Source organism: Pseudomonas sp. O230, from assembly GCF_045447035.1.
Lineage (GTDB): Bacteria > Pseudomonadota > Gammaproteobacteria > Pseudomonadales > Pseudomonadaceae > Aquipseudomonas.
In genome coordinates, this window is record NZ_JBJGXN010000001.1 from 87,856 (window position 1) to 106,602 (window position 18,747).

An 18,747-nucleotide genomic window follows, 5' to 3' on the forward strand; every position below is an offset into this window, starting at 1 on the left:
ACCCTTGTGCAAATTCCCGACCGAGAGGACCCATGGCCCTTCCCAGCCGCCATTCACTCTTCCCCTTCCTCACCTGGTTGCCCCGGCAGACCCGCGCCAGCGTCGGCCGGGACCTGATCGTCGGCCTCAGCGGCGCGATTCTCGCGTTGCCGCAATCCATTGCCTACGCGCTGATCGCCGGTCTCCCACCGGAATACGGCTTGTACGCCGCCATCATCCCGGTGCTGATCGCCTGCCTCTGGGGTTCGTCGTGGCATTTGATCTGTGGGCCGACGGCAGCGATCTCTATCGTCCTGTTCGCCAGTATCAGTCCTCTGGCCGTTCCCGCGTCCAAGGACTACATCACGCTGATCCTGCTTCTGACGCTCCTCGCCGGCATTTTCCAGTGGTTGCTCGGGCTGCTGCGGTTCGGCGCGCTGGTGAATTTCGTCTCGCACTCGGTGGTATTGGGCTTCACCCTCGGCGCCGCAGTGGTGATTGCCATCGGTCAAATGCCCAACCTGCTGGGGCTGGACCTGCCCAGCCAGGCCACCGCACTGGACAGTTTTCTGATGCTGCTGCGCAACCTCGATGCTGTGGATAAACCCTCGCTCGTGCTGGGGCTGGCAACAGTCGTCGTCGGCATCATCCTGAAATGGTCGCTGCCTCGCTGGCCGACACTGTTGATCACCCTGATCCTCGCCGGGTTGCTGGTTTGGCTGTGGCCATCGATGTTCGGCCACGTGAAGCTGGTCAGCGCGTTTGTCGGGCGGTTGCCGCCCTTCAGTCCGTTGCCAGTGGATCTGGACATGATTTTGCGATTGCTGCCGAGTGCGGTGGCGGTGGGGATGCTCGGGCTGGTGACGAGCCTGTCGATTGCCCGTTCCTTGTCGGCGCGCTCGCAGCAATTGCTCGATGCCAATCAGGAAGTCCGCGCTCAGGGTTTATCGAACATGGTCGGTGCGTTTTTTTCCGGTTCGCTGTCAGCCGGTTCCTTTACCCGTTCCGGCCTCAGCTATGACGCGGGCGCCTGTTCGCCCATGGCGGGGGTGTTTTCCGCGTTGTGGGTGACGTTGTTTGCGCTTTTCGGCGCAGCGCTGATCTCGCACATCCCGATCCCGGCCATGGCCGGCAGCATCCTGTTGATCGCCTGGGGATTGGTCGACCATCGCGGCATTCGCGCGTTGTTGCGAGTCAGCCGCGCCGAGTTCGTGGTGATGGCCCTGACTTGTGTCGCCACGCTGTTGCTGGAATTGCAGACGGCGATCTATGCCGGGGTGCTCGCATCGCTGTTTTTCTACCTCAAGCGCACGTCGCAACCGCGAGTGCAGCACTGGCGCGACGGCGATGAAGACATTCTGCGGGTCGGCGGCTCGATCTTTTTTGGTGCCAGTCATTACCTGCAAGTGCGCCTGCAACGCATGCACGGCGCACGGGTGGTGATCGAGGCGCAACACATCAACTTCATCGACTACTCGGGGGTGGAAATGCTGCACCAGGAAGCGCGGCGACTGCGCAAGCAGAACCGTAGCCTGACCTTGCGCGGGGCGCGGCCGCCAGTGGTAGAGGAGTTGCGAAAGCTGGAAGGCGCGGAGAAATGCCCGATCCATTTCGAGGATTGAAACAATGCCCTGCAGGAGCCGGCTTGCTGGCGACAAGGGCCCCGCGGCGCATCAGGCACACCGCGTAATCGTTGGATCGCAAGCCGGCTCCTACAGGTTTATGCAGCCAGTTGTCGGCGCAGTTCGGCCAGCACCGGCGCCGTTTCCGGGCGCACGCCGCGCCACAGGAAGAAGGCTTCTGCTGCCTGTTCAGCGAGCATCCCCAAACCATCCATCGACACCGCCGCGCCGTGTTCAGTCGCCCAACGGCAGAACGAGGTTGGCTCTTTGCCGTACATCATGTCGTAGCACACCGTCTTGCCCGGCGCGATCAAACTGCTGGCAATCGGCGGCACATCGCCTGACAGACTGGCCGATGTCGCATTGATGATCAGGTCCACCGACTCCTGCAACCAGTCGAAACCACTGGCCGACACCGGCCCCAGATCCGCGAACAACTCTGCCAGCAGCTCGGCTTTTTCCACCGTGCGGTTAGCGATGATCACCGAGGCGGGCTGCGCGGCCAGCAGAGGTTCCAGCGCGCCGCGTACTGCGCCGCCGGCGCCGAGCAGCAGGATGCGTTTGCCTTTGAGGCTGAAACCGGCGTTGACCGTCAGGTCCCGCACCAGCCCGGCGCCGTCGGTGTTGTCGCCCAGCAACGTGCCATCGACGAGTTTGCTCAGGGTGTTCACCGCGCCAGCCCGCTGCGCTCGTTCCGTCAGACTGTCGGCCAGACGAAACGCCTCTTCCTTGAACGGCACCGTCACGTTCGCCCCGCGCCCTTCAAGGAAAAACGCCCGGGCAAAGTCGGAAAAGTCGTCGAGCGGCGCCAGCGAGGTGCTGTAGTCCAGTTGCTGAGCGGTCTGCTCGGCAAACAGACGATGGATCAACGGCGACTTGCTGTGGCCAATCGGGTTACCGAATACGACGTAACGGTCCATCAGGATTCCTCGTTCAGGCCTTGGCCAACCAATCGCGGTCTTGCAGGAAGTAATCGGTCAGACGCGCTTCTTCGCTGCCGGGCTCAGCTTTCCAGTCATAGCTCCAGCGAACTTGCGGCGGCAGCGACATGAGGATCGACTCGGTACGCCCACCCGATTGCAGGCCGAACAGCGTGCCACGGTCATACACCAGGTTGAACTCGACGTAACGGCCACGGCGGAATTCCTGAAACTCTCGTTGTTTGGCGGTGAACGCATCGTTCTTGCGACGCTGCACGATCGGCAGGTAGGCGTCGATGTAGGCGTCGCCGATAGCGCGCATGAAGGCGAAGCTGGTGTCGAAATCCCATTCGTTCAAATCATCGAAGAACAGGCCGCCGATACCGCGCGGCTCATGACGATGCTTGATGTGGAAGTAGCTGTCGCACCAGGCTTTGTAGCGTGAATAGACGTCCGGGCCGAACGGTGCGCAGGCCAGCTCGGCGACGCGGTGCCAATGCACACAGTCCTCTTCAATGCCGTAATACGGAGTCAGGTCGAAGCCGCCGCCGAACCACCAGACCGGCTCTTCACCTTCTTTTTCAGCAATGAAAAAGCGCACGTTGGCGTGGGAAGTCGGCACATGCGGGTTGTGCGGGTGAATCACCAGCGACACGCCGAGGGCTTCAAAGCCACGCCCGGCCAGTTCCGGTCGATGGGCGCTGGCGGACGGTGGGAGACCGCTACCAAACACGTGGGAAAAGTTGACGCCGCCCTTTTCGATGACCGCTCCGTTCTCGATCACGCGGGTGCGACCGCCACCGCCGGCAGGCCGGGTCCAGGCGTCTTCGACGAACTGCGTGCCGCCGTCTTCGGCTTCCAGGGCAGCGCAAATGCGATCTTGCAGGTCAAGCAGGTAGGCTTTTACGGCCTCGGTGCGGGTCGTCATGTCTTCACCTTGAATCGGGCAAAACTACGCGGTGCTCCATTGGAGCGGGGGCCGGCGCAAATGGGCGCGTAGCATAACATTGCAGATGGACACACCGCAGTTGACGGGGATCAAGCTTGGGAGTTCGATAGGGCGCTTCGCGCTACACCTCAGTAGCTATGACCTAAGGAGAGTTCAGATGGCAAAGCGTATCCAGTTCCGCGCCCATGGCGGCCCCGAAGTGCTCGAGTATGTGGATTACCAACCTGCCGAGCCGGGCCCGCAGCAAGTCCGCGTCACTAACAAGGCCATCGGCCTGAACTTCATCGACACCTATTTCCGCAGCGGCCTCTATGCGCCACCGGCCTTGCCGTCGGGCCTGGGCGCTGAAGGCGCGGGGATCGTCGAAGCGGTGGGCAGTGAAGTCACCCGCTTCAAGGTCGGTGATCGCGTGGCGTACGGCAGCGGCCCATTGGGCGCCTACAGCGAAGTTCACGTATTGCCGGAAGCCAATCTGGTGCACCTGCCGGACGCGATCAGCTTCGAACAGGCCGCCGGGGTGATGCTCAAGGGCCTGACCGTGCAATACCTGCTGCGTCAAACCTACGAACTCAAGGGCGGCGAAACCATTCTGTTTCACGCCGCTGCCGGGGGTGTCGGTTCGCTGGCGTGCCAATGGGCCAAGGCGTTGGGCGTGAAGTTGATCGGCACGGTCAGCTCGCCGGAGAAAGCCGCATTGGCGAAGGCAAACGGTGCGTGGGCGACCATCGACTACAGCCACGAAAACGTCGCACAACGCGTACTGGAATTGACCGACGGGAAAAAAGCCCCGGTGGTGTACGACGGTGTCGGCAAAGACACCTGGCTGACTTCGCTGGATAGCGCAGCGCCTCGCGGTCTGGTGGTGAGTTTTGGCAACGCATCGGGCGCGGTGGACGGGGTGAACCTGGGGATTTTGTCAGCGAAAGGGTCGTTGTACGTGACCCGGCCGACACTGGCGACTTACGCCAACAACGCTGAAAACCTGCAGCGGATGGCGGATGAGTTGTTTGAAATGATCATCAGCGGGAAGTTGAAGGTGGATATCAGTCAGAAGTATTCACTGGCTGATGCGGCGAAGGCGCAGACCGAATTGTCGGCGCGACGGACTACCGGTTCGACTGTTTTGTTGCCTTGAAGACGCCATCGCGGGCAAGCCAGCTCCTACAAGGTCCAAGTCGTACAAAAAATGTTCAAACGACTCGAACCTGTGGGAGCTGGCTTGCCAGCGATGAACGATGACTCGGTCTCAATCCGGGCGAATAACATTCCCGGTCGCCAGATCGCGAATCACACTCGGATTCTTGCGCCCACCCAAATTGCCGCCCAGGATCAAATCAATCTGCCCGCGGAAATACTGCTCCACGCGAATCCGCGTCCGTGCCGCCGGCCGTCCTTGAGGGTTGGCCGAGGTCGACACCAACGGTCCGACCACTGCGCACAAATCCCGCACCAACGGGTGATCGCTGACCCGCAACGCCACCGTTTCGTGCACGCCGGTAATCCATTGCGGCAACATATTCTGATGCGGCACCAGCCAGGTGTTTGGCCCCGGCCAGGTGCTGGCCATGCGGTCCATCCACAGTTCGGGGAAATCTTCAAACAGGAAGTCGAACTGGCGAATGTTGTCGGCGACCAGAATCAGGCCCTTTTCCACCGACCGCCCCTTGAGCATCAGCAGACGTTCCACCGCCTCTTCGTCCCACGGGTCGCAACCCAGGCCCCAGACCGCCTCGGTTGGATAGGCAATCACCGCCCCTGCGCGAATGGCTTGCGCGGCTTGTTGCACACGCCAACTGTTGACCATGAAAAACTCTCCGGAATAAGGCTCTGCGCAGTTTACCGATGTTCCTTATAAAACCTAGCTCACCCGCGCAAACCAGCGCCCGCTTTCGCAGACCGCACGGCCGTCCATTTCGAGCTCCGTCAGCGCCGCCAGTACTTTGGGCAGCGCCCAGCCGCTGGAGACGGACAACGCTTCACTGGTATGCGGCGCCGCGTGCAGCAGCATCAGCAACGGATGCGTCACCGACGATGCCTGCATGGATAACGGCAATTGTTGCCAGCCGCGCAACGCTTCGAGGATATGTTCAATGGTTTCCACCAGCATCGCGCCGTCGCGAATCAGCTGGTGACACCCCTTGGCACCGGGATGATGGATCGATCCCGGAATCGCATATACCTCACGACCTTGCTCCGCCGCCAGCCTCGCAGTGATCAAAGAACCGCTGGCGACACTGGCCTCGACCACCAGCACACCGAGAGACAAACCGCTGATGATGCGATTGCGTCGCGGGAAGTTGCTGGCCGTAGGTCCGGCGTCCAGCGGGAACTCTGAAAGCACGGCACTTCCCGACGCAATCATGGCCTCCGCGAGCCTCCGGTTGCGCTGTGGATAAAACTTTTCAAGTCCCGTGCCAAGTACGCCGACCGTTCGCCCGCCCACGTCCAGAGCAGCCTGGTGCGCGGCGGCATCGATACCCAGCGCCAGACCGCTGGTGATGACGAAACCGGCGCCAGCCAGACTGCGCGAAAACGCAGCGGCGGTGTCCATCCCCGGGCGGGAAGCACGTCGACTGCCGACCATCGCCAATTGCGGTTTTTCCAAAATACCCGGATCGCCCGCGACGAATAACAGCGGCGGCGCGTCGCTGATTTCCGCCAGCAGCGCCGGGTACTCAGGCTGGTCCCACATCAGTAAATGCTGGCCCGGACGCTCTAACCAGGCCAATGCGTGGCTGGCGCCGTCCCGGACAGCATCGGTCCGGCGAGCCTCGGCGCAAGCAGGCGGCAAGCCCAGCGAACGCCAGGCACTGGCCGGCGCACTGATGGCTTTGGACGCCGAGCCGAAGGCCTCGAGCAGTTTTCTGAAACGTGCAGGACCGAGCTCCGGCAAACGATGCAGACGTAAACGGGCTTCCAGTTCCGCAGGGGAAACCGGTGTAACAGCAGACAGCGACATGGATCATCCTTGATCGTTATGAGCCCCGTTCAAACGGGAATAAGCTGTGGATAACTCTGTTGGTAACTTGTGGAGCCTGCTTACGGATTTCGCACCTTGTCCATCACCGCCAAGGAGCGCGATGCGGTGAGCACCAACCCGTAACTGAGTTTGTCGTAGGTGCGGAACACCATCAGCAAACCGGCGCGTTCATCGGGAATCTTCAGCGGTTGTCCGGAGACCCGGTCACGCACGGTTTCGCCGGTTTTCATCACCACCAGCACGTTGCCTTCGGCGAGACCGTCGCGTTGGCCCCTGTTCAGCGTGACGACATCCATCGCGCCGATCTGGGTAACCCCGCGCGGTACGTCAATGATCAGGCCGTTGATTTGGTTTTTTGGTGCACTGGGCATGAAAGTCGAATTGATCGATCGCTCCTCGCCACTGAACAAGCGATCGCCGAGGCGCACTTCCTGAGTCGTGCGTTGCAGCGCCAGCGTCGCGACATCACCTTCGGTAGCGACAATTTCACCGCCGCCGATGTCGTCGGCATTGATCCCCAGAAACTCCTTGCTCTCGGGGTCGGTATAAACCTTGCCCTGGCGGAAGATGCCGTAGACCGGTTGATTCGGGTCGAAATGACCGCGAGCGAAAATCCGGTCGCCAGTGCCGCTGAGCACCCGTTCGGCATCGCCGGCGACGATGTACGGCGCCTTGTCGAAATCCTCGACCTTGTCGACGATGCGGTTGCTCAGCAGAAAACTGTTGATCGACTGCAACGGAATGCTCGGGATGGCGTCGGCCACCGGCGAACTGCGCACCCGCGGCGAGAGCTTGATGGTGCCCCTGGAAGCCCCGCGATTGAGGGTCAGACGCGGCTGACCGTCAACGTAGACCAGCGACAGCAAATCACCGGGGTAAATCAGATTGGGGTTCTGGATCTGCGGATTGGCCTGCCAGAGCTCGGGCCACTTCCACGGCTCACGGAGGAATTTCCCGGAGATGTCCCAAAGTGTGTCGCCCGCCGCCACTGTGTATTGCTGTGGAAAACCTTCCTTGAGTTGCACTTGCCCATGCGCCAAACCGGCCGAGGCCAGAAGGAGCAAGGCGAGTAGTGATTTCCTCATGCGGTGAATCCCTTTATTATGTGCGTTCGCGTAAAACGCCAGAGCCCCCGTGGCTCGCTCCTGGCTCTTCACAAAGAAAGGAGCTACGTTTTACAACGGTAGCCTGCATCTTCGGACCCGCCAGGCCATCGACCCGACTTTACCTCACATGTGCAGCAATTAAGCTTATGGCCATTTTAGACATCCTCGAATTTCCCGACTCGCGCCTGCGCACTATCGCCAAACCTGTGGCCGTAGTGGACGACGAAGTGCGTCAGTTGGTCGATGACATGTTTGAAACAATGTATGAAGCGCCAGGCATCGGCCTCGCCGCGACCCAGGTCAACGTGCACAAACGTATCGTCGTGATGGACCTCTCCGAAGACCGCAGCGAACCACGGGTGTTCATCAACCCCGAGTTCGAAACCCTGACCGACGAGATGGAGCAATACCAGGAAGGCTGCCTCTCGGTGCCGGGCTTCTACGAAAACGTCGATCGCCCGCAGAAGGTCAGGATCAAGGCTCTGGACCGCGACGGCCAACCTTACGAACTGATCGCCGAAGGCCTGCTCGCCGTGTGCATCCAGCACGAATGCGACCATCTCAATGGCAAGTTGTTCGTCGACTACCTGTCCAACCTCAAACGCGACCGAATCAAGAAGAAACTGGAAAAGCTCCATCGCCAGAACGCTTGATGCCCTCCTTTCAAAGGCTTGCTGCGGCAAGCCTTTTTCTTTTCAGAGATTGCTCCCATGACTGAGCCACTGCGCATCGTCTTTGCCGGCACCCCGGAATTCGCCGCCGAACACCTCAAGGCCCTGCTCGACAGCCCTTACGAGATCGTCGCGGTCTACACCCAACCGGACCGTCCGGCGGGTCGCGGGCAAAAGCTGATGCCGAGCCCGGTCAAGCAGTTGGCGCTGGAAAACCACATCCAGGTGTTGCAACCACCGACCCTGCGCAATGAAGACGCTCAAGCCGAACTGGCCGCCCTGAAGCCGGACTTGCTGGTGGTGGTCGCCTACGGCCTGATTCTGCCGCAAGTGGTGCTGGATATTCCGCGCCTGGGTTGCATCAACAGCCACGCATCGTTGCTGCCACGCTGGCGCGGTGCGGCGCCGATCCAGCGCGCCGTTGAAGCCGGCGACAGCGAAAGCGGCGTGACCGTGATGCGCATGGAACTGGGCCTCGACACCGGCCCGATGCTGCTGAAAGTCACCACGCCAATCACTGCTGAAGACACCGGTGGCAGCCTCCACGACCGTCTGGCGAAAATCGGTCCACCGGCGGTGATTCAAGCCATCGCCGGCCTCGCCGCCGGAACGCTGGAAGGCGAAGTGCAGGACGACAGCCTCGCCACCTACGCACACAAACTGAACAAGGACGAAGCGCGCATTGACTGGAATCGCCCGGCCGTTGAGCTGGAACGTCTGGTGCGCGCCTTCAACCCATGGCCGATCACCCACAGCACGTTGAACGGCGAAGCGCTGAAAGTGCTGGCCGCGAACCTTGCTGAAGGGCAGGGCGCACCAGGGCAAATCCTCGGCGCCAGCAAAGATGGCTTGATCGTCGCCTGCGGTGAGCAAGCGCTATGCCTGACCCGTCTGCAATTGCCCGGTGGCAAGGCGCTGAACTTCAGCGACTTCTTCAACAGCCGTCGTGAGAAATTCGCCGTCGGCAGCGTGCTCGGTCAAGCGGTGGATGCGCAATGAATCCACGTCTGGCCGCCGCCAAGGCACTTGCCGCAGTTCTGAACGGAAAAGCCTCACTCAACAGTTCGCTGCCGACGCAAATGGACAAGGTCGAAGACCGCGACCGCGGCTTCACCCAGGACCTGGCGTTCGGCACCGCACGCTGGCAGCCGCGTTTGTCGGCACTGGCGGCCAAGTTGCTGCAAAAGCCGTTCAAAGCCGCCGATGCCGATGTCGAGGCGCTATTGCTGGTCGGTCTCTATCAACTGCTTTACACCCGCGTCCCGGCCCACGCCGCCATCGGTGAAACCGTCGGATGCGCCGACAAACTGAAAAAGCCATGGGCCAAAGCCTTGCTCAACGCCGTGTTGCGCCGCGCCCAGCGCGAAAGCGAAGCGCTGCTGGCCGAGCTGGAGCATGACCCGGTGGTACGCACCGCTCACCCGCGCTGGCTGCAAAAATCCCTGAAAGCCTTCTGGCCTGAGCAATGGGAAGCCATTTGTGCGGCGAACAACGCGCACCCGCCGATGATTCTGCGGGTCAACCGTCGTCATCAGACCCGCGACGCGTACCTGGGCTTGCTGAGTGATGCGGGCATCGCCGCCAACCCCTGCGTTTACAGCCGCGACGGCATCATCCTCGACGCCGCCGCCGATGTACGCAGCCTGCCGGGTTTCGCCCAAGGCTGGATCAGCGTGCAGGACGAAGCGGCGCAACTGGCCGCTGACTTGCTCGACCTCGCGCCGGGCCAGCGGGTGCTCGACGCCTGCTGTGCACCGGGCGGCAAGACCTGCCACATCCTTGAAGCCGAACCGGCACTGGCCGGTGTTGTTGCCGTGGATCTGGAAGCCAAGCGGCTGGTGCGTGTGCGAGAAAACCTCGCACGCCTGGGCCTGAGTGCCGAACTGATCGCCGCCGATGGCCGCGACACTGCCACCTGGTGGGATGGCAAACCGTTCCAGCGCATCCTCCTCGACGCGCCATGCTCGGCCACCGGCGTGATCCGTCGTCATCCGGACATCAAGCTGACCCGCCAACCGGATGACATCGCCGCACTTGCCGTACTTCAAGGCGAATTGCTCGATGCCATGTGGATAACTCTGGAGGTGGGCGGCATTCTGCTTTACGCCACTTGCTCGACGCTGCCGACCGAGAACACCGAAGTCATCGAAGCCTTCCTCGCCCGCACGCCAGGCGCCCGTGAGCTGGACCTCGCCACCACGGCGGGCATCAAGCAGCCCCACGGTCGCCAGTTGCTGGCCCAGGAAGGCGGCCATGACGGGTTCTACTACGCCAAGCTGATCAAGATCGCCGCCGCGCGCGGTTAACCGGTTTTAAGGGAGTGACTGGATGAAAATCATCATCCTCGGCGCAGGGCAGGTCGGCGGTTCGCTGGCGGAACACTTGGCCAGCGAGGCCAATGACATCACGGTGGTCGACACCGATGGCGAACGCCTGCGCGACCTCGGCGATCGGCTGGACATCCGCACCGTGCAGGGCCGCGGCTCGCTGCCGACGGTGCTGCGCCAGGCCGGCGCGGACGACGCCGACATGCTGGTCGCGGTGACCAACAGTGACGAAACCAACATGGTCGCCTGTCAGGTCGCCCACACCCTGTTCCACACCCCGACGAAAATCGCCCGTGTCCGCGAAGCGGCGTACCTCACGCGCTCCGAACTGTTCGATAACGAAGCGATTCCGGTGGATGTGCTGATCAGCCCGGAACAAGTGGTCACCAACTACATCAAGCGCCTGATCCAGCATCCGGGCGCGTTGCAGGTGATCGACTTCGCCGAAGGCAAAGCGCAGCTGGTTGCAGTGAAGGCGTATTACGGCGGCCCATTGGTGGGTCAGCAACTGCGTCAGTTGCGTGAACACATGCCGAATGTCGAAACCCGCGTTGCCGCGATTTTCCGCCGTGACCGGCCGATCCTGCCTCAAGGCGATACCGTGATCGAGGCCGACGACGAAGTGTTTTTCATCGCCGCCAAGGCGAATATTCGCGCAGTGATGAGCGAAATGCGCCGCCTCGACGAGAGCTACAAGCGCATCGTCATCGCCGGTGGCGGGCAGATCGGCGAGCGTCTGGCCGAGGCCATCGAAAGCCGTTATCAGGTGAAGATCATCGAGATGAACCCGGCCCGCTGCCGCCATCTCTCCGACACCCTCGACAGCACCGTGGTCCTGCAGGGCAGTGCCTCCGACCGCAACTTGCTGATGGAAGAGAACATCGCCGACGCTGACATCTTCCTGGCCCTGACCAACGACGACGAAGCCAACATCATGTCGTCGTTGCTGGCCAAGCGCCTGGGCGCGAAGAAGGTGATGACGATCATCAACAACCCGGCTTATGTCGATTTGATCCAGGGTGGCGACATCGACATTGCCATCAGCCCGCAATTGGCGACCATCGGCACCTTGCTCGCCCACGTGCGCCGTGGCGATATCGTCAGCGTGCACTCATTGCGCCGTGGTGCGGCAGAGGCCATCGAGGCGATTGCCCATGGCGATGCGAAGTCGAGCAAAGTGATCGGCAAAGCCATCGAGAACATCGGTCTGCCGCCGGGCACCACGATTGGCGCGATCATTCGTGATGAAGAAGTGATCATTGCCCACGACGACACGGTGATCGAGGCGGGTGACCATGTAATTCTGTTCCTTGTGGATAAAAAGCATATTCGGGATGTGGAGAAGTTGTTCCATGTGGGGCTTAGCTTCTTCTGATCCGCATTTGCGGTGGTCAGACCGGCCTCTTCGCGGGCAAGCCCGCTCCCACAGGTTCTCGGTCGTGCACACATTTTATGTTCACTGAAGATCCCGGTGGGAGCGGGCTTGCCCGCGATGCGATCTCAAAAACACACAGGCATATCTGAATAACTTCGGTAAGGAATCCACCCATGATCGAATCCCTGGAAAAAATGCTCGCCAAGGGTGTGGATAACTCATTGCTGCGCTTCGGCCTGGGCAAGGGTTATCTGGATCTTGGGGAAAACGCCAAGGCCGCCGAACATTTCCAGCGTTGCGTCGAGTTCGATCCGAAATATTCAGCGGCGTGGAAGTTGTTGGGCAAGGCGCATCTGGCGTTGGCGGATTATCCGGCCGCGCGTCAGGCGTGGGAGCAGGGGATGGAAGCTGCTCGGGCTCACGGCGACAAGCAGGCGGAGAAGGAGATGACGGTGTTTCTGAAGAAGCTTGAGCGTCAGGCTCACTGATCAGAGGTAGCGCAGGCCGATGCCCTCGGCGTCCACCAACACCACTTCCATGCGAACCCGCGGCGCGCCTGCGGGTAAACCCTGTACCTGACCATAGACAACCGCGCCCTTGGGCAGCGTCGACAAGCCCGGATGCTTGACGTAGACACCCGTGGTCGAGAGATTGCGGGTCTGGCCGAGGCATTCGCCGAAGCTTTCATGACTGATCTTGATGCGAAACGATTTACGGTGTTCGGACATCTTCTGCGCCCTTTCTTGAACAGTTGTGGATAACTCTGAACCCAAGGTTATCCACAGATCATGCCAATCAACTCAATACCAGCGCTCTTCGCCAGGAGGACGCTTCTTGAAGCGTTTCATGCTCCACATGTACTGGCTCGGGTAAGCCCGCACGTAGCGCTCGACCACCTTGCTCATGGCCGCGCAGGACGTCGCGGTATCAGTGCTGTACATGGCTTCCGGCGCCGCTTCGAGGATCACTTTGTAGCCCGAACCGTCCGGCAGTCGCAGGGCGTGCAGGAACACCCCGACCGCTTTGCCGCCTGCCAACATGTTCGGCACAAACTTGCTGGTCAGCGCCTGAGTAGCGAAGAACGGCACAAAAATCCCCGCGGATTCGGCCGGTTCCGGGTCAGCGGGAATGCCCACTGCACCACCTTTGCGCACTTCCTTGATGACGCTGAGGATGCCTTCCTTGGTCGAAGCGGCGACCTTGTTACCCAGTTGCACCCGCTGCTTGCGCAGCAATTCATCCACAGCCTTGAGCTTTGGCGGACGATAGAAAATGATCGGTTTGCACTGGCTGCAGTAAAAATGGTTCAACACTTCCCAGTTGCCGAGGTGGCTGGTGATGCCGACCACACCTTTTCCGGAGGCGAGGGCGTCTTTCAAGACGTCGAGCCCTTCGACTTCGCGCACCAGGTCGATGGAACGCTGCGCCGGCCAGATCCACGCGCAGGCACTTTCGGTCAGCGATTTGCCGATGTCTTTCAGGCTCTGGCCGACCAGACGCTCGCGCTCGGCAGGGTCCATCTCGGGAAAGCACTTGGCCAGATTGATCCGCACCACGTCACGGGAACGGTTAGGGGTTTTCCACATCACCCAGCCGATGGCTGAGCCCACCGCCTGCACTGCTCGCCACGGAAGCAGGGCAAACAACCGCAGAGCGCCTACCAGCAAGGCGCCTTTCAACTTATCCACAGGTCACTCCTGATCTTGTGCTGTGCGCGAGGCGGCTATTCTAACCGCCGTTCGTCAACGTCGCGTAGCGATCGCAATCCCGAGTGTGGTCCATGACCATCCCCGAGGCCTGCATCAGCGCGTAGCAAATGGTCGGACCGACGAAGGTGAAGCCGGCTTTTTTCAAGCCTTTGCTCATCTCCACGGCGACTGGCGTCACCGCCGGGACTTCGGTGCGATCCTTGAAATGATTGATTACCGGCGCACCGCCGACAAAGGACCAGAGAAACTCGACCGGGTCTTCGAGCGCCAGCCAGGCCTGCGCATTACGGCGGGCCGCATTCAGTTTGAGGCGATTACGGATGATGCCGGGATCGAGCATCAATTCATCGATTTCAGCGTCGCTCATCTGCGCCACGCGCTGCACGTCGAAGCCGAACAACACCTCGCGATAACGCTCGCGTTTGCGCAGCACGGTGATCCATGAGAGGCCGGCCTGGAACCCTTCGAGCAAAAGCAACTCGAACAAACCCTGCGCATCGCGTAGCGGCGTGCCCCACTCCTGATCGTGATAAGCCATGTACAGCGGATCTTCGGAACACCAAAAGCAGCGTGGCATAAGGCTCCAGGGGGCGTGCGCAGCAATGAATCGGGTATACTCCCGCTCTTTAAATCGCAGCCCAAGAAACAGGTGAATTTCGTGAGCCAGCCTACGCCAGCCGTGCGTACCTTCCAAGACTTGATCCTCGCCCTCCAGCAATACTGGGCCGAGCAAGGTTGCGTGGTACTTCAGCCCTACGATATGGAAGTAGGCGCCGGGACTTTCCACACTGCCACGTTTCTGCGCGCCATCGGCCCGGAAACCTGGAACGCCGCTTATGTGCAGCCCAGTCGTCGCCCGACTGACGGCCGCTACGGCGAAAACCCGAACCGTCTGCAGCACTACTACCAGTTCCAGGTCGTCCTGAAGCCGAACCCGGACAACTTCCAGGAACTGTACCTGGGCTCCCTCAAGCATGTCGGCCTGGACCCGTTGGTCCACGACATTCGCTTCGTTGAAGACAACTGGGAATCGCCGACACTGGGCGCCTGGGGTCTGGGCTGGGAAGTCTGGCTGAACGGCATGGAAGTGACGCAGTTCACTTACTTCCAGCAGGCGGGCGGCATCGAGTGCTACCCGGTGACCGGCGAGATCACCTACGGCCTCGAGCGTCTGGCCATGTACCTGCAAGGCGTGGACTCGGTCTACGACCTGGTCTGGGCTGACGGTCCGTTCGGCAAAGTGACCTACGGCGACGTGTTCCACCAGAACGAAGTCGAGCAATCGACCTACAACTTCGAACACGCCAACGTCGAGAAGCTGTTCGAGCTGTTCGATTTCTACGAAAGCGAAGCCAAGCGCCTGATCGAACTCGACCAGCCGCTGCCGTTGCCGAGCTACGAAATGGTGTTGAAGGCGTCCCATACCTTCAACCTGCTGGATGCGCGCCGGGCAATCTCGGTGACTGCGCGTCAGCAATACATTCTGCGTGTTCGCACCCTGGCGCGTTCCGTTGCGCAAGCCTACCTGCTGGCTCGCGCCAAGCTGGGCTTCCCGATGGCGACCCCGGACCTGCGTGATGAAGTGTTGGCTAAGCTGGAGGCTGCACAATGAGTGCTCTGGATTTCCTGGTTGAATTGGGCACTGAAGAACTGCCACCCAAAGCCCTGAACACCCTGGCCGACGCGTTCCTGGCCGGTATCGACAAGGGCCTGCAAGCTGCTGGCCTGAGCTACGAAGCCAAAACCGTCTACGCCGCGCCACGTCGTCTGGCTGTGCTGATTACCGCGCTGGCTACCCAGCAACCGGATCGCAGCATCAACCTCGACGGCCCGCCACGTCAGGCTGCGTTCGATGCCGAAGGCAACCCGACTCAAGCAGCCTTGGGTTTCGCCAAGAAATGTGGCGTTGAGCTGAGCGAAATCGATCAGAGCGGTCCAAAGCTGCGTTACAGCCAGAGCATCGCCGGTAAACCGACCGCGAGCCTGCTGCCAACCATCGTCGAAGATTCCCTGAACGACCTGCCGATCCCGAAGCGCATGCGCTGGGGTGCTCGCAAAGAAGAATTCGTTCGCCCGACCCAATGGCTGGTGATGCTGCTCGGTGACCAAGTCATCGATTGCACCATCCTCGCCCAGAAGGCCGGCCGTGACTCCCGTGGCCACCGCTTCCATCACCCGCAAAGCGTACGCATCACCGCGCCAGCCAACTACCTGGCCGACCTGCGTGGCGCCTACGTATTGGCCGATGCCAACGAGCGTCGCGCCATCATCAGCAAGCGCACCGAAGAACTCGCGACCCTGCAGGAAGGCACGGCAATCGTTCCGCCCGCCCTGCTCGACGAAGTGACGGCGCTGGTTGAATGGCCGGTGCCGCTGGTGTGCTCGTTCGAGGAGCGTTTCCTCGACGTGCCGCAGGAAGCGCTGATCACCACCATGCAGGACAACCAGAAGTATTTCTGCCTGCTGGATGCCGACGGCAAGTTGCTCCCACGTTTCATTACCGTGGCCAACATCGAAAGCAAAGACCCGCAGCAGATCATCGCCGGTAACGAGAAAGTGGTTCGTCCACGCCTGACCGACGCCGAGTTCTTCTTCAAGCAAGACAAGAAGCAGAAACTCGAAGACTTCAACCTGCGCCTGCAAAACGTGGTGTTCCAGGAAAAACTCGGCAGCGTCTACGACAAGGCCGAGCGCGTTTCCAAACTGGCTGCGTTTATCGCACAACGCATTGGCGGCAACGCGGCATGGGCTTCCCGTGCCGGCCTGCTGTCCAAGTGCGACCTGGCGACCGAGATGGTCGGCGAGTTCCCGGAGATGCAAGGCGTCGCCGGTTACTACTACGCCCTCAATGACGGCGAGCCGGAAGAAGTCGCGCTGGCGCTGAACGAGCAATACATGCCGCGCGGTGCCGGTGCTGAGCTGCCGACCACCCTGACCGGTGCGGCCGTGGCCATCGCCGACAAACTCGACACGCTGGTCGGCATCTTCGGCATCGGCATGCTGCCAACCGGTAGCAAAGACCCGTATGCCCTGCGCCGTGCTGCTCTCGGCGTGTTGCGCATCCTGATCGACAAGAAGCTCGACCTCGACCTGAACGACGCCGTGGCGTTTGCCGTGAATGCGTTCGGTGCCAAGATCAAGGCTGCTGGCCTGGCCGACGCGGTACTCGAATTCGTCTTCGACCGTCTGCGTGCCCGTTACGAAGATGAAGGCGTGGACGTTGCGACTTACCTGTCGGTTCGTGCCCTGAAGCCGGGTTCGGCACTGGACTTCGATCAGCGCGTACAAGCGGTGCAAGCGTTCCGCAAATTGCCCGAAGCAGCGGCCCTCGCTGCAGTGAACAAGCGCGTTTCGAACTTGCTGAGCAAGGTTGAAGGTTCTATTCCGACAGTCGTTGAAGCCAAGTACTTCGACAACGCCAACGAATTCTCCCTGTACTCGGCGATTCAGCAGGCGGACCAAGCGGTGCAACCGATGGCTGCGGCGCGTCAGTACAGCGAATCGCTGGCACGTCTGGCAGCCTTGCGTGAGCCTGTGGATGCATTCTTCGAAGCGGTGATGGTCAACGCTGAGGACGCCAAGGTACGTGCCAACCGCTATGCGCTGCTGGCGCGTCTGCGGGGCTTGTTCCTCGGCGTCGCCGATATTTCGTTGCTGGGGTAAGACTGTTTGAAACTGCTGATTCTCGATCGGGACGGGGTGATCAATTACGACTCCGACGCTTACATCAAGTCGGTAGAGGAGTGGAATCCGCTCCCCGGTTCGATCGAAGCCATCGCGCAGTTGAGCATGGCCGGCTGGACGGTGGCGGTCGCTACCAACCAGTCGGGCATCGCTCGCGGCTATTACGACGTCGCCACCCTGGACGCCATGCACGAGCGCTTGCGCTCGTTGGTGGCGGAGCAGGGTGGTGAGGTCGGGCTGATCGTCTATTGCCCGCACGGGCCGGACGAAGGCTGCGATTGCCGCAAGCCAAAACCCGGGATGCTGAAAACCATCGCCGCGCATTACGACGTTTCGCTGACTAATCTATGGTTCGTCGGCGACAGTCTTGGTGACCTGGAAGCCGCCAAAGCCGTCGATTCTCAGCCAGTTTTAGTAAAGACCGGGAAAGGCGAAAAGACTTTGGGCAAAACCCTACCGGTAGGCACCTTGATTTTTGACGATCTCGCGGCGATTGCCGCAGAACTTATCCACAATTAGAGCGTTTTCGAGATTCCTGACCAAGGATTGATCGGGAGTGCGCTTTATATAGACGGGCAGAGCCCGCACGGTAAACGTCGCCATGTCGATACTGCAGGCCATCAGAACCTTCCTCTTTTACCTGCTGCTGGGCACCAGCTCCTTGCTTTGGTGCAGCCTGAGCTTTTTTATCGCGCCATTTCTGCCGTTCAAGGCGCGCTATCGTTTTATCAACGTGTACTGGTGCCGCTGCGCCTTGTGGCTGAGCAAAGTCTTTCTGGGCATCAGCTACGAAGTAAAGGGTGCCGAGAACGTGCCTGACCAGCCCTGCGTGATTCAATCGAACCACCAGAGCACTTGGGAGACGTTCTTTCTCTCGGCCTACTTCGAGCCGTTGAGCCAGGTACTGAAGCGCTCATTGCTGTTTGTGCCGTTCTTTGGCTGGGCCATGGCCATGTTGCGCCCCATCGCCATCGACCGTGACAACCCGAAGGCCGCGCTCAAATATGTTGCGAAGAAGGGCGATGAACTGCTGAAGGATGGCGTCTGGGTGCTGATATTCCCCGAAGGAACGCGAGTTCCTTACGGCACCATCGGAAAATTCTCACGAGGTGGTACCGCGTTGGCCGTCAATGCCGAACTACCGGTGCTGCCGATTGCGCACAATGCCGGCAAATTCTGGCCGAAAACCGGTTGGGCGAAGAAACAGGGCGTCATCACTGTGATCATCGGCGAGCCGATGTACGCCGAAGGGAGTGGGCCCCGCGCGATTGCCAACCTCAATGACCGGGTTCAGGCCTGGAACGAGCAGATGCAACGGGAAATGGGCTCGCTTCCTCCCGCTCCGCAAGCGCCTGCCGCGAACGATCAGATGGCTGTCTGAGATTTTGTGGATAACCTGTGTACCGTTTTGCTGGCACACGCCGT

At 60.7% G+C, this 18,747-nt stretch carries 19 protein-coding genes; 11 read left to right on the forward strand and 8 right to left on the reverse strand.

The window, feature by feature from the left end; genetic code table 11:
- Positions 1 to 32: 32 nt before the first annotated feature.
- Positions 33 to 1,601 carry a SulP family inorganic anion transporter gene (locus ACI77H_RS00450; RefSeq protein ID WP_407009874.1) on the forward strand — a complete coding sequence of 523 codons (1,569 nt, stop codon included), beginning with the start codon at positions 33 to 35 and terminating at the stop codon, positions 1,599 to 1,601.
- Positions 1,602 to 1,699: 98 nt separating this feature from the next.
- Here the strand turns inward: ACI77H_RS00450 and aroE are convergent, their stop codons facing one another.
- Together aroE and hemF are read right to left on the reverse strand one after the other, a co-directional pair.
- Positions 1,700 to 2,521, reverse strand: coding sequence for a shikimate dehydrogenase (aroE, locus tag ACI77H_RS00455; RefSeq protein WP_407009875.1), 822 nt, complete (start codon positions 2,519 to 2,521; stop codon positions 1,700 to 1,702).
- 13 nt (positions 2,522 to 2,534) lie between these two features.
- Positions 2,535 to 3,449 (reverse strand): oxygen-dependent coproporphyrinogen oxidase, encoded by a 915-nt coding sequence (gene hemF, locus ACI77H_RS00460; RefSeq protein ID WP_407009876.1) that lies wholly within the window; start codon positions 3,447 to 3,449, stop codon positions 2,535 to 2,537.
- 178 nt (positions 3,450 to 3,627) lie between these two features.
- On the opposite strand from hemF, the gene ACI77H_RS00465 reads away from it, so the two are divergent.
- Entirely contained in the window at positions 3,628 to 4,605 is a 978-nt protein-coding gene (locus tag ACI77H_RS00465) for an NADPH:quinone reductase (protein WP_407009877.1), read from the forward strand.
- 111 nt (positions 4,606 to 4,716) lie between these two features.
- Here the strand turns inward: ACI77H_RS00465 and ACI77H_RS00470 are convergent, their stop codons facing one another.
- The 3 genes from ACI77H_RS00470 to ACI77H_RS00480 all read right to left on the reverse strand — a co-directional run bounded on the left by ACI77H_RS00470 (position 4,717) and on the right by ACI77H_RS00480 (position 7,535).
- Complete coding sequence (locus ACI77H_RS00470) at positions 4,717 to 5,274, reverse strand: L-threonylcarbamoyladenylate synthase (RefSeq protein WP_407009878.1); 558 nt, start codon at positions 5,272 to 5,274, stop codon at positions 4,717 to 4,719.
- 54 nt (positions 5,275 to 5,328) lie between these two features.
- The gene (gene dprA / locus ACI77H_RS00475) at positions 5,329 to 6,429 is read right to left on the reverse strand and encodes a DNA-processing protein DprA (protein ID WP_407009879.1); all 1,101 of its coding nucleotides are present in this window, start codon (positions 6,427 to 6,429) and stop codon (positions 5,329 to 5,331) included.
- 80 nt (positions 6,430 to 6,509) lie between these two features.
- Complete coding sequence (locus ACI77H_RS00480) at positions 6,510 to 7,535, reverse strand: LysM peptidoglycan-binding domain-containing protein (protein WP_407009880.1); 1,026 nt, start codon at positions 7,533 to 7,535, stop codon at positions 6,510 to 6,512.
- A 167-nt stretch (positions 7,536 to 7,702) separates the two neighbouring features.
- Here ACI77H_RS00480 and def point away from each other — a divergent pair, with 167 nt between their 5' ends.
- The 5 genes from def (at position 7,703) to ACI77H_RS00505 (ending at position 12,417) form a co-directional block, all read left to right on the forward strand.
- Entirely contained in the window at positions 7,703 to 8,209 is a 507-nt protein-coding gene (gene def / locus ACI77H_RS00485; RefSeq protein WP_074872237.1) for a peptide deformylase, read from the forward strand.
- Positions 8,210 to 8,266: 57 nt separating this feature from the next.
- Positions 8,267 to 9,226, forward strand: a complete 960-nt coding sequence (gene fmt / locus ACI77H_RS00490; RefSeq protein ID WP_407009881.1) for a methionyl-tRNA formyltransferase — start codon at positions 8,267 to 8,269, stop codon at positions 9,224 to 9,226.
- Positions 9,223 to 10,533: a 16S rRNA (cytosine(967)-C(5))-methyltransferase RsmB gene (gene rsmB / locus ACI77H_RS00495; protein ID WP_407009882.1), complete on the forward strand. Its 1,311-nt coding sequence runs from the start codon at positions 9,223 to 9,225 to the stop codon at positions 10,531 to 10,533. Before fmt ends, rsmB begins: the two co-directional genes overlap by 4 nt.
- Positions 10,534 to 10,555: 22 nt before the next feature.
- Entirely contained in the window at positions 10,556 to 11,929 is a 1,374-nt protein-coding gene (gene trkA / locus ACI77H_RS00500) for a Trk system potassium transporter TrkA (protein WP_407009883.1), read from the forward strand.
- A gap of 173 nt (positions 11,930 to 12,102) precedes the next feature.
- Complete coding sequence (locus ACI77H_RS00505; protein ID WP_407009884.1) at positions 12,103 to 12,417, forward strand: tetratricopeptide repeat protein; 315 nt, start codon at positions 12,103 to 12,105, stop codon at positions 12,415 to 12,417.
- Here ACI77H_RS00505 and ACI77H_RS00510 read toward each other — a convergent pair whose 3' ends face one another.
- The 3 genes from ACI77H_RS00510 to tag form a co-directional block, all read right to left on the reverse strand.
- A complete protein-coding gene (locus ACI77H_RS00510) occupies positions 12,418 to 12,657 on the reverse strand; it encodes a PilZ domain-containing protein (RefSeq protein WP_407009885.1) in 240 nt (79 codons plus the stop codon).
- 72 nt (positions 12,658 to 12,729) lie between these two features.
- Entirely contained in the window at positions 12,730 to 13,617 is an 888-nt protein-coding gene (locus tag ACI77H_RS00515; protein ID WP_407009886.1) for a lysophospholipid acyltransferase, read from the reverse strand.
- Between the two features lie 40 nt (positions 13,618 to 13,657).
- The gene (tag, locus tag ACI77H_RS00520) at positions 13,658 to 14,215 is read right to left on the reverse strand and encodes a DNA-3-methyladenine glycosylase I (RefSeq protein ID WP_407009887.1); all 558 of its coding nucleotides are present in this window, start codon (positions 14,213 to 14,215) and stop codon (positions 13,658 to 13,660) included.
- 81 nt (positions 14,216 to 14,296) lie between these two features.
- On the opposite strand from tag, the gene glyQ reads away from it, so the two are divergent.
- The 4 genes from glyQ (at position 14,297) to ACI77H_RS00540 (ending at position 18,703) form a co-directional block, all read left to right on the forward strand.
- Positions 14,297 to 15,250 carry a glycine--tRNA ligase subunit alpha gene (glyQ, locus tag ACI77H_RS00525; RefSeq protein ID WP_003213601.1) on the forward strand — a complete coding sequence of 318 codons (954 nt, stop codon included), beginning with the start codon at positions 14,297 to 14,299 and terminating at the stop codon, positions 15,248 to 15,250.
- Positions 15,247 to 17,301 carry a glycine--tRNA ligase subunit beta gene (gene glyS / locus ACI77H_RS00530; protein WP_407009888.1) on the forward strand — a complete coding sequence of 685 codons (2,055 nt, stop codon included), beginning with the start codon at positions 15,247 to 15,249 and terminating at the stop codon, positions 17,299 to 17,301. Before glyQ ends, glyS begins: the two co-directional genes overlap by 4 nt.
- A gap of 6 nt (positions 17,302 to 17,307) precedes the next feature.
- Complete coding sequence (gene gmhB / locus ACI77H_RS00535; RefSeq protein ID WP_407009889.1) at positions 17,308 to 17,841, forward strand: D-glycero-beta-D-manno-heptose 1,7-bisphosphate 7-phosphatase; 534 nt, start codon at positions 17,308 to 17,310, stop codon at positions 17,839 to 17,841.
- 82 nt (positions 17,842 to 17,923) lie between these two features.
- Positions 17,924 to 18,703 (forward strand): lysophospholipid acyltransferase family protein, encoded by a 780-nt coding sequence (locus ACI77H_RS00540; RefSeq protein WP_407009890.1) that lies wholly within the window; start codon positions 17,924 to 17,926, stop codon positions 18,701 to 18,703.
- Positions 18,704 to 18,747 lie beyond the last annotated feature (44 nt).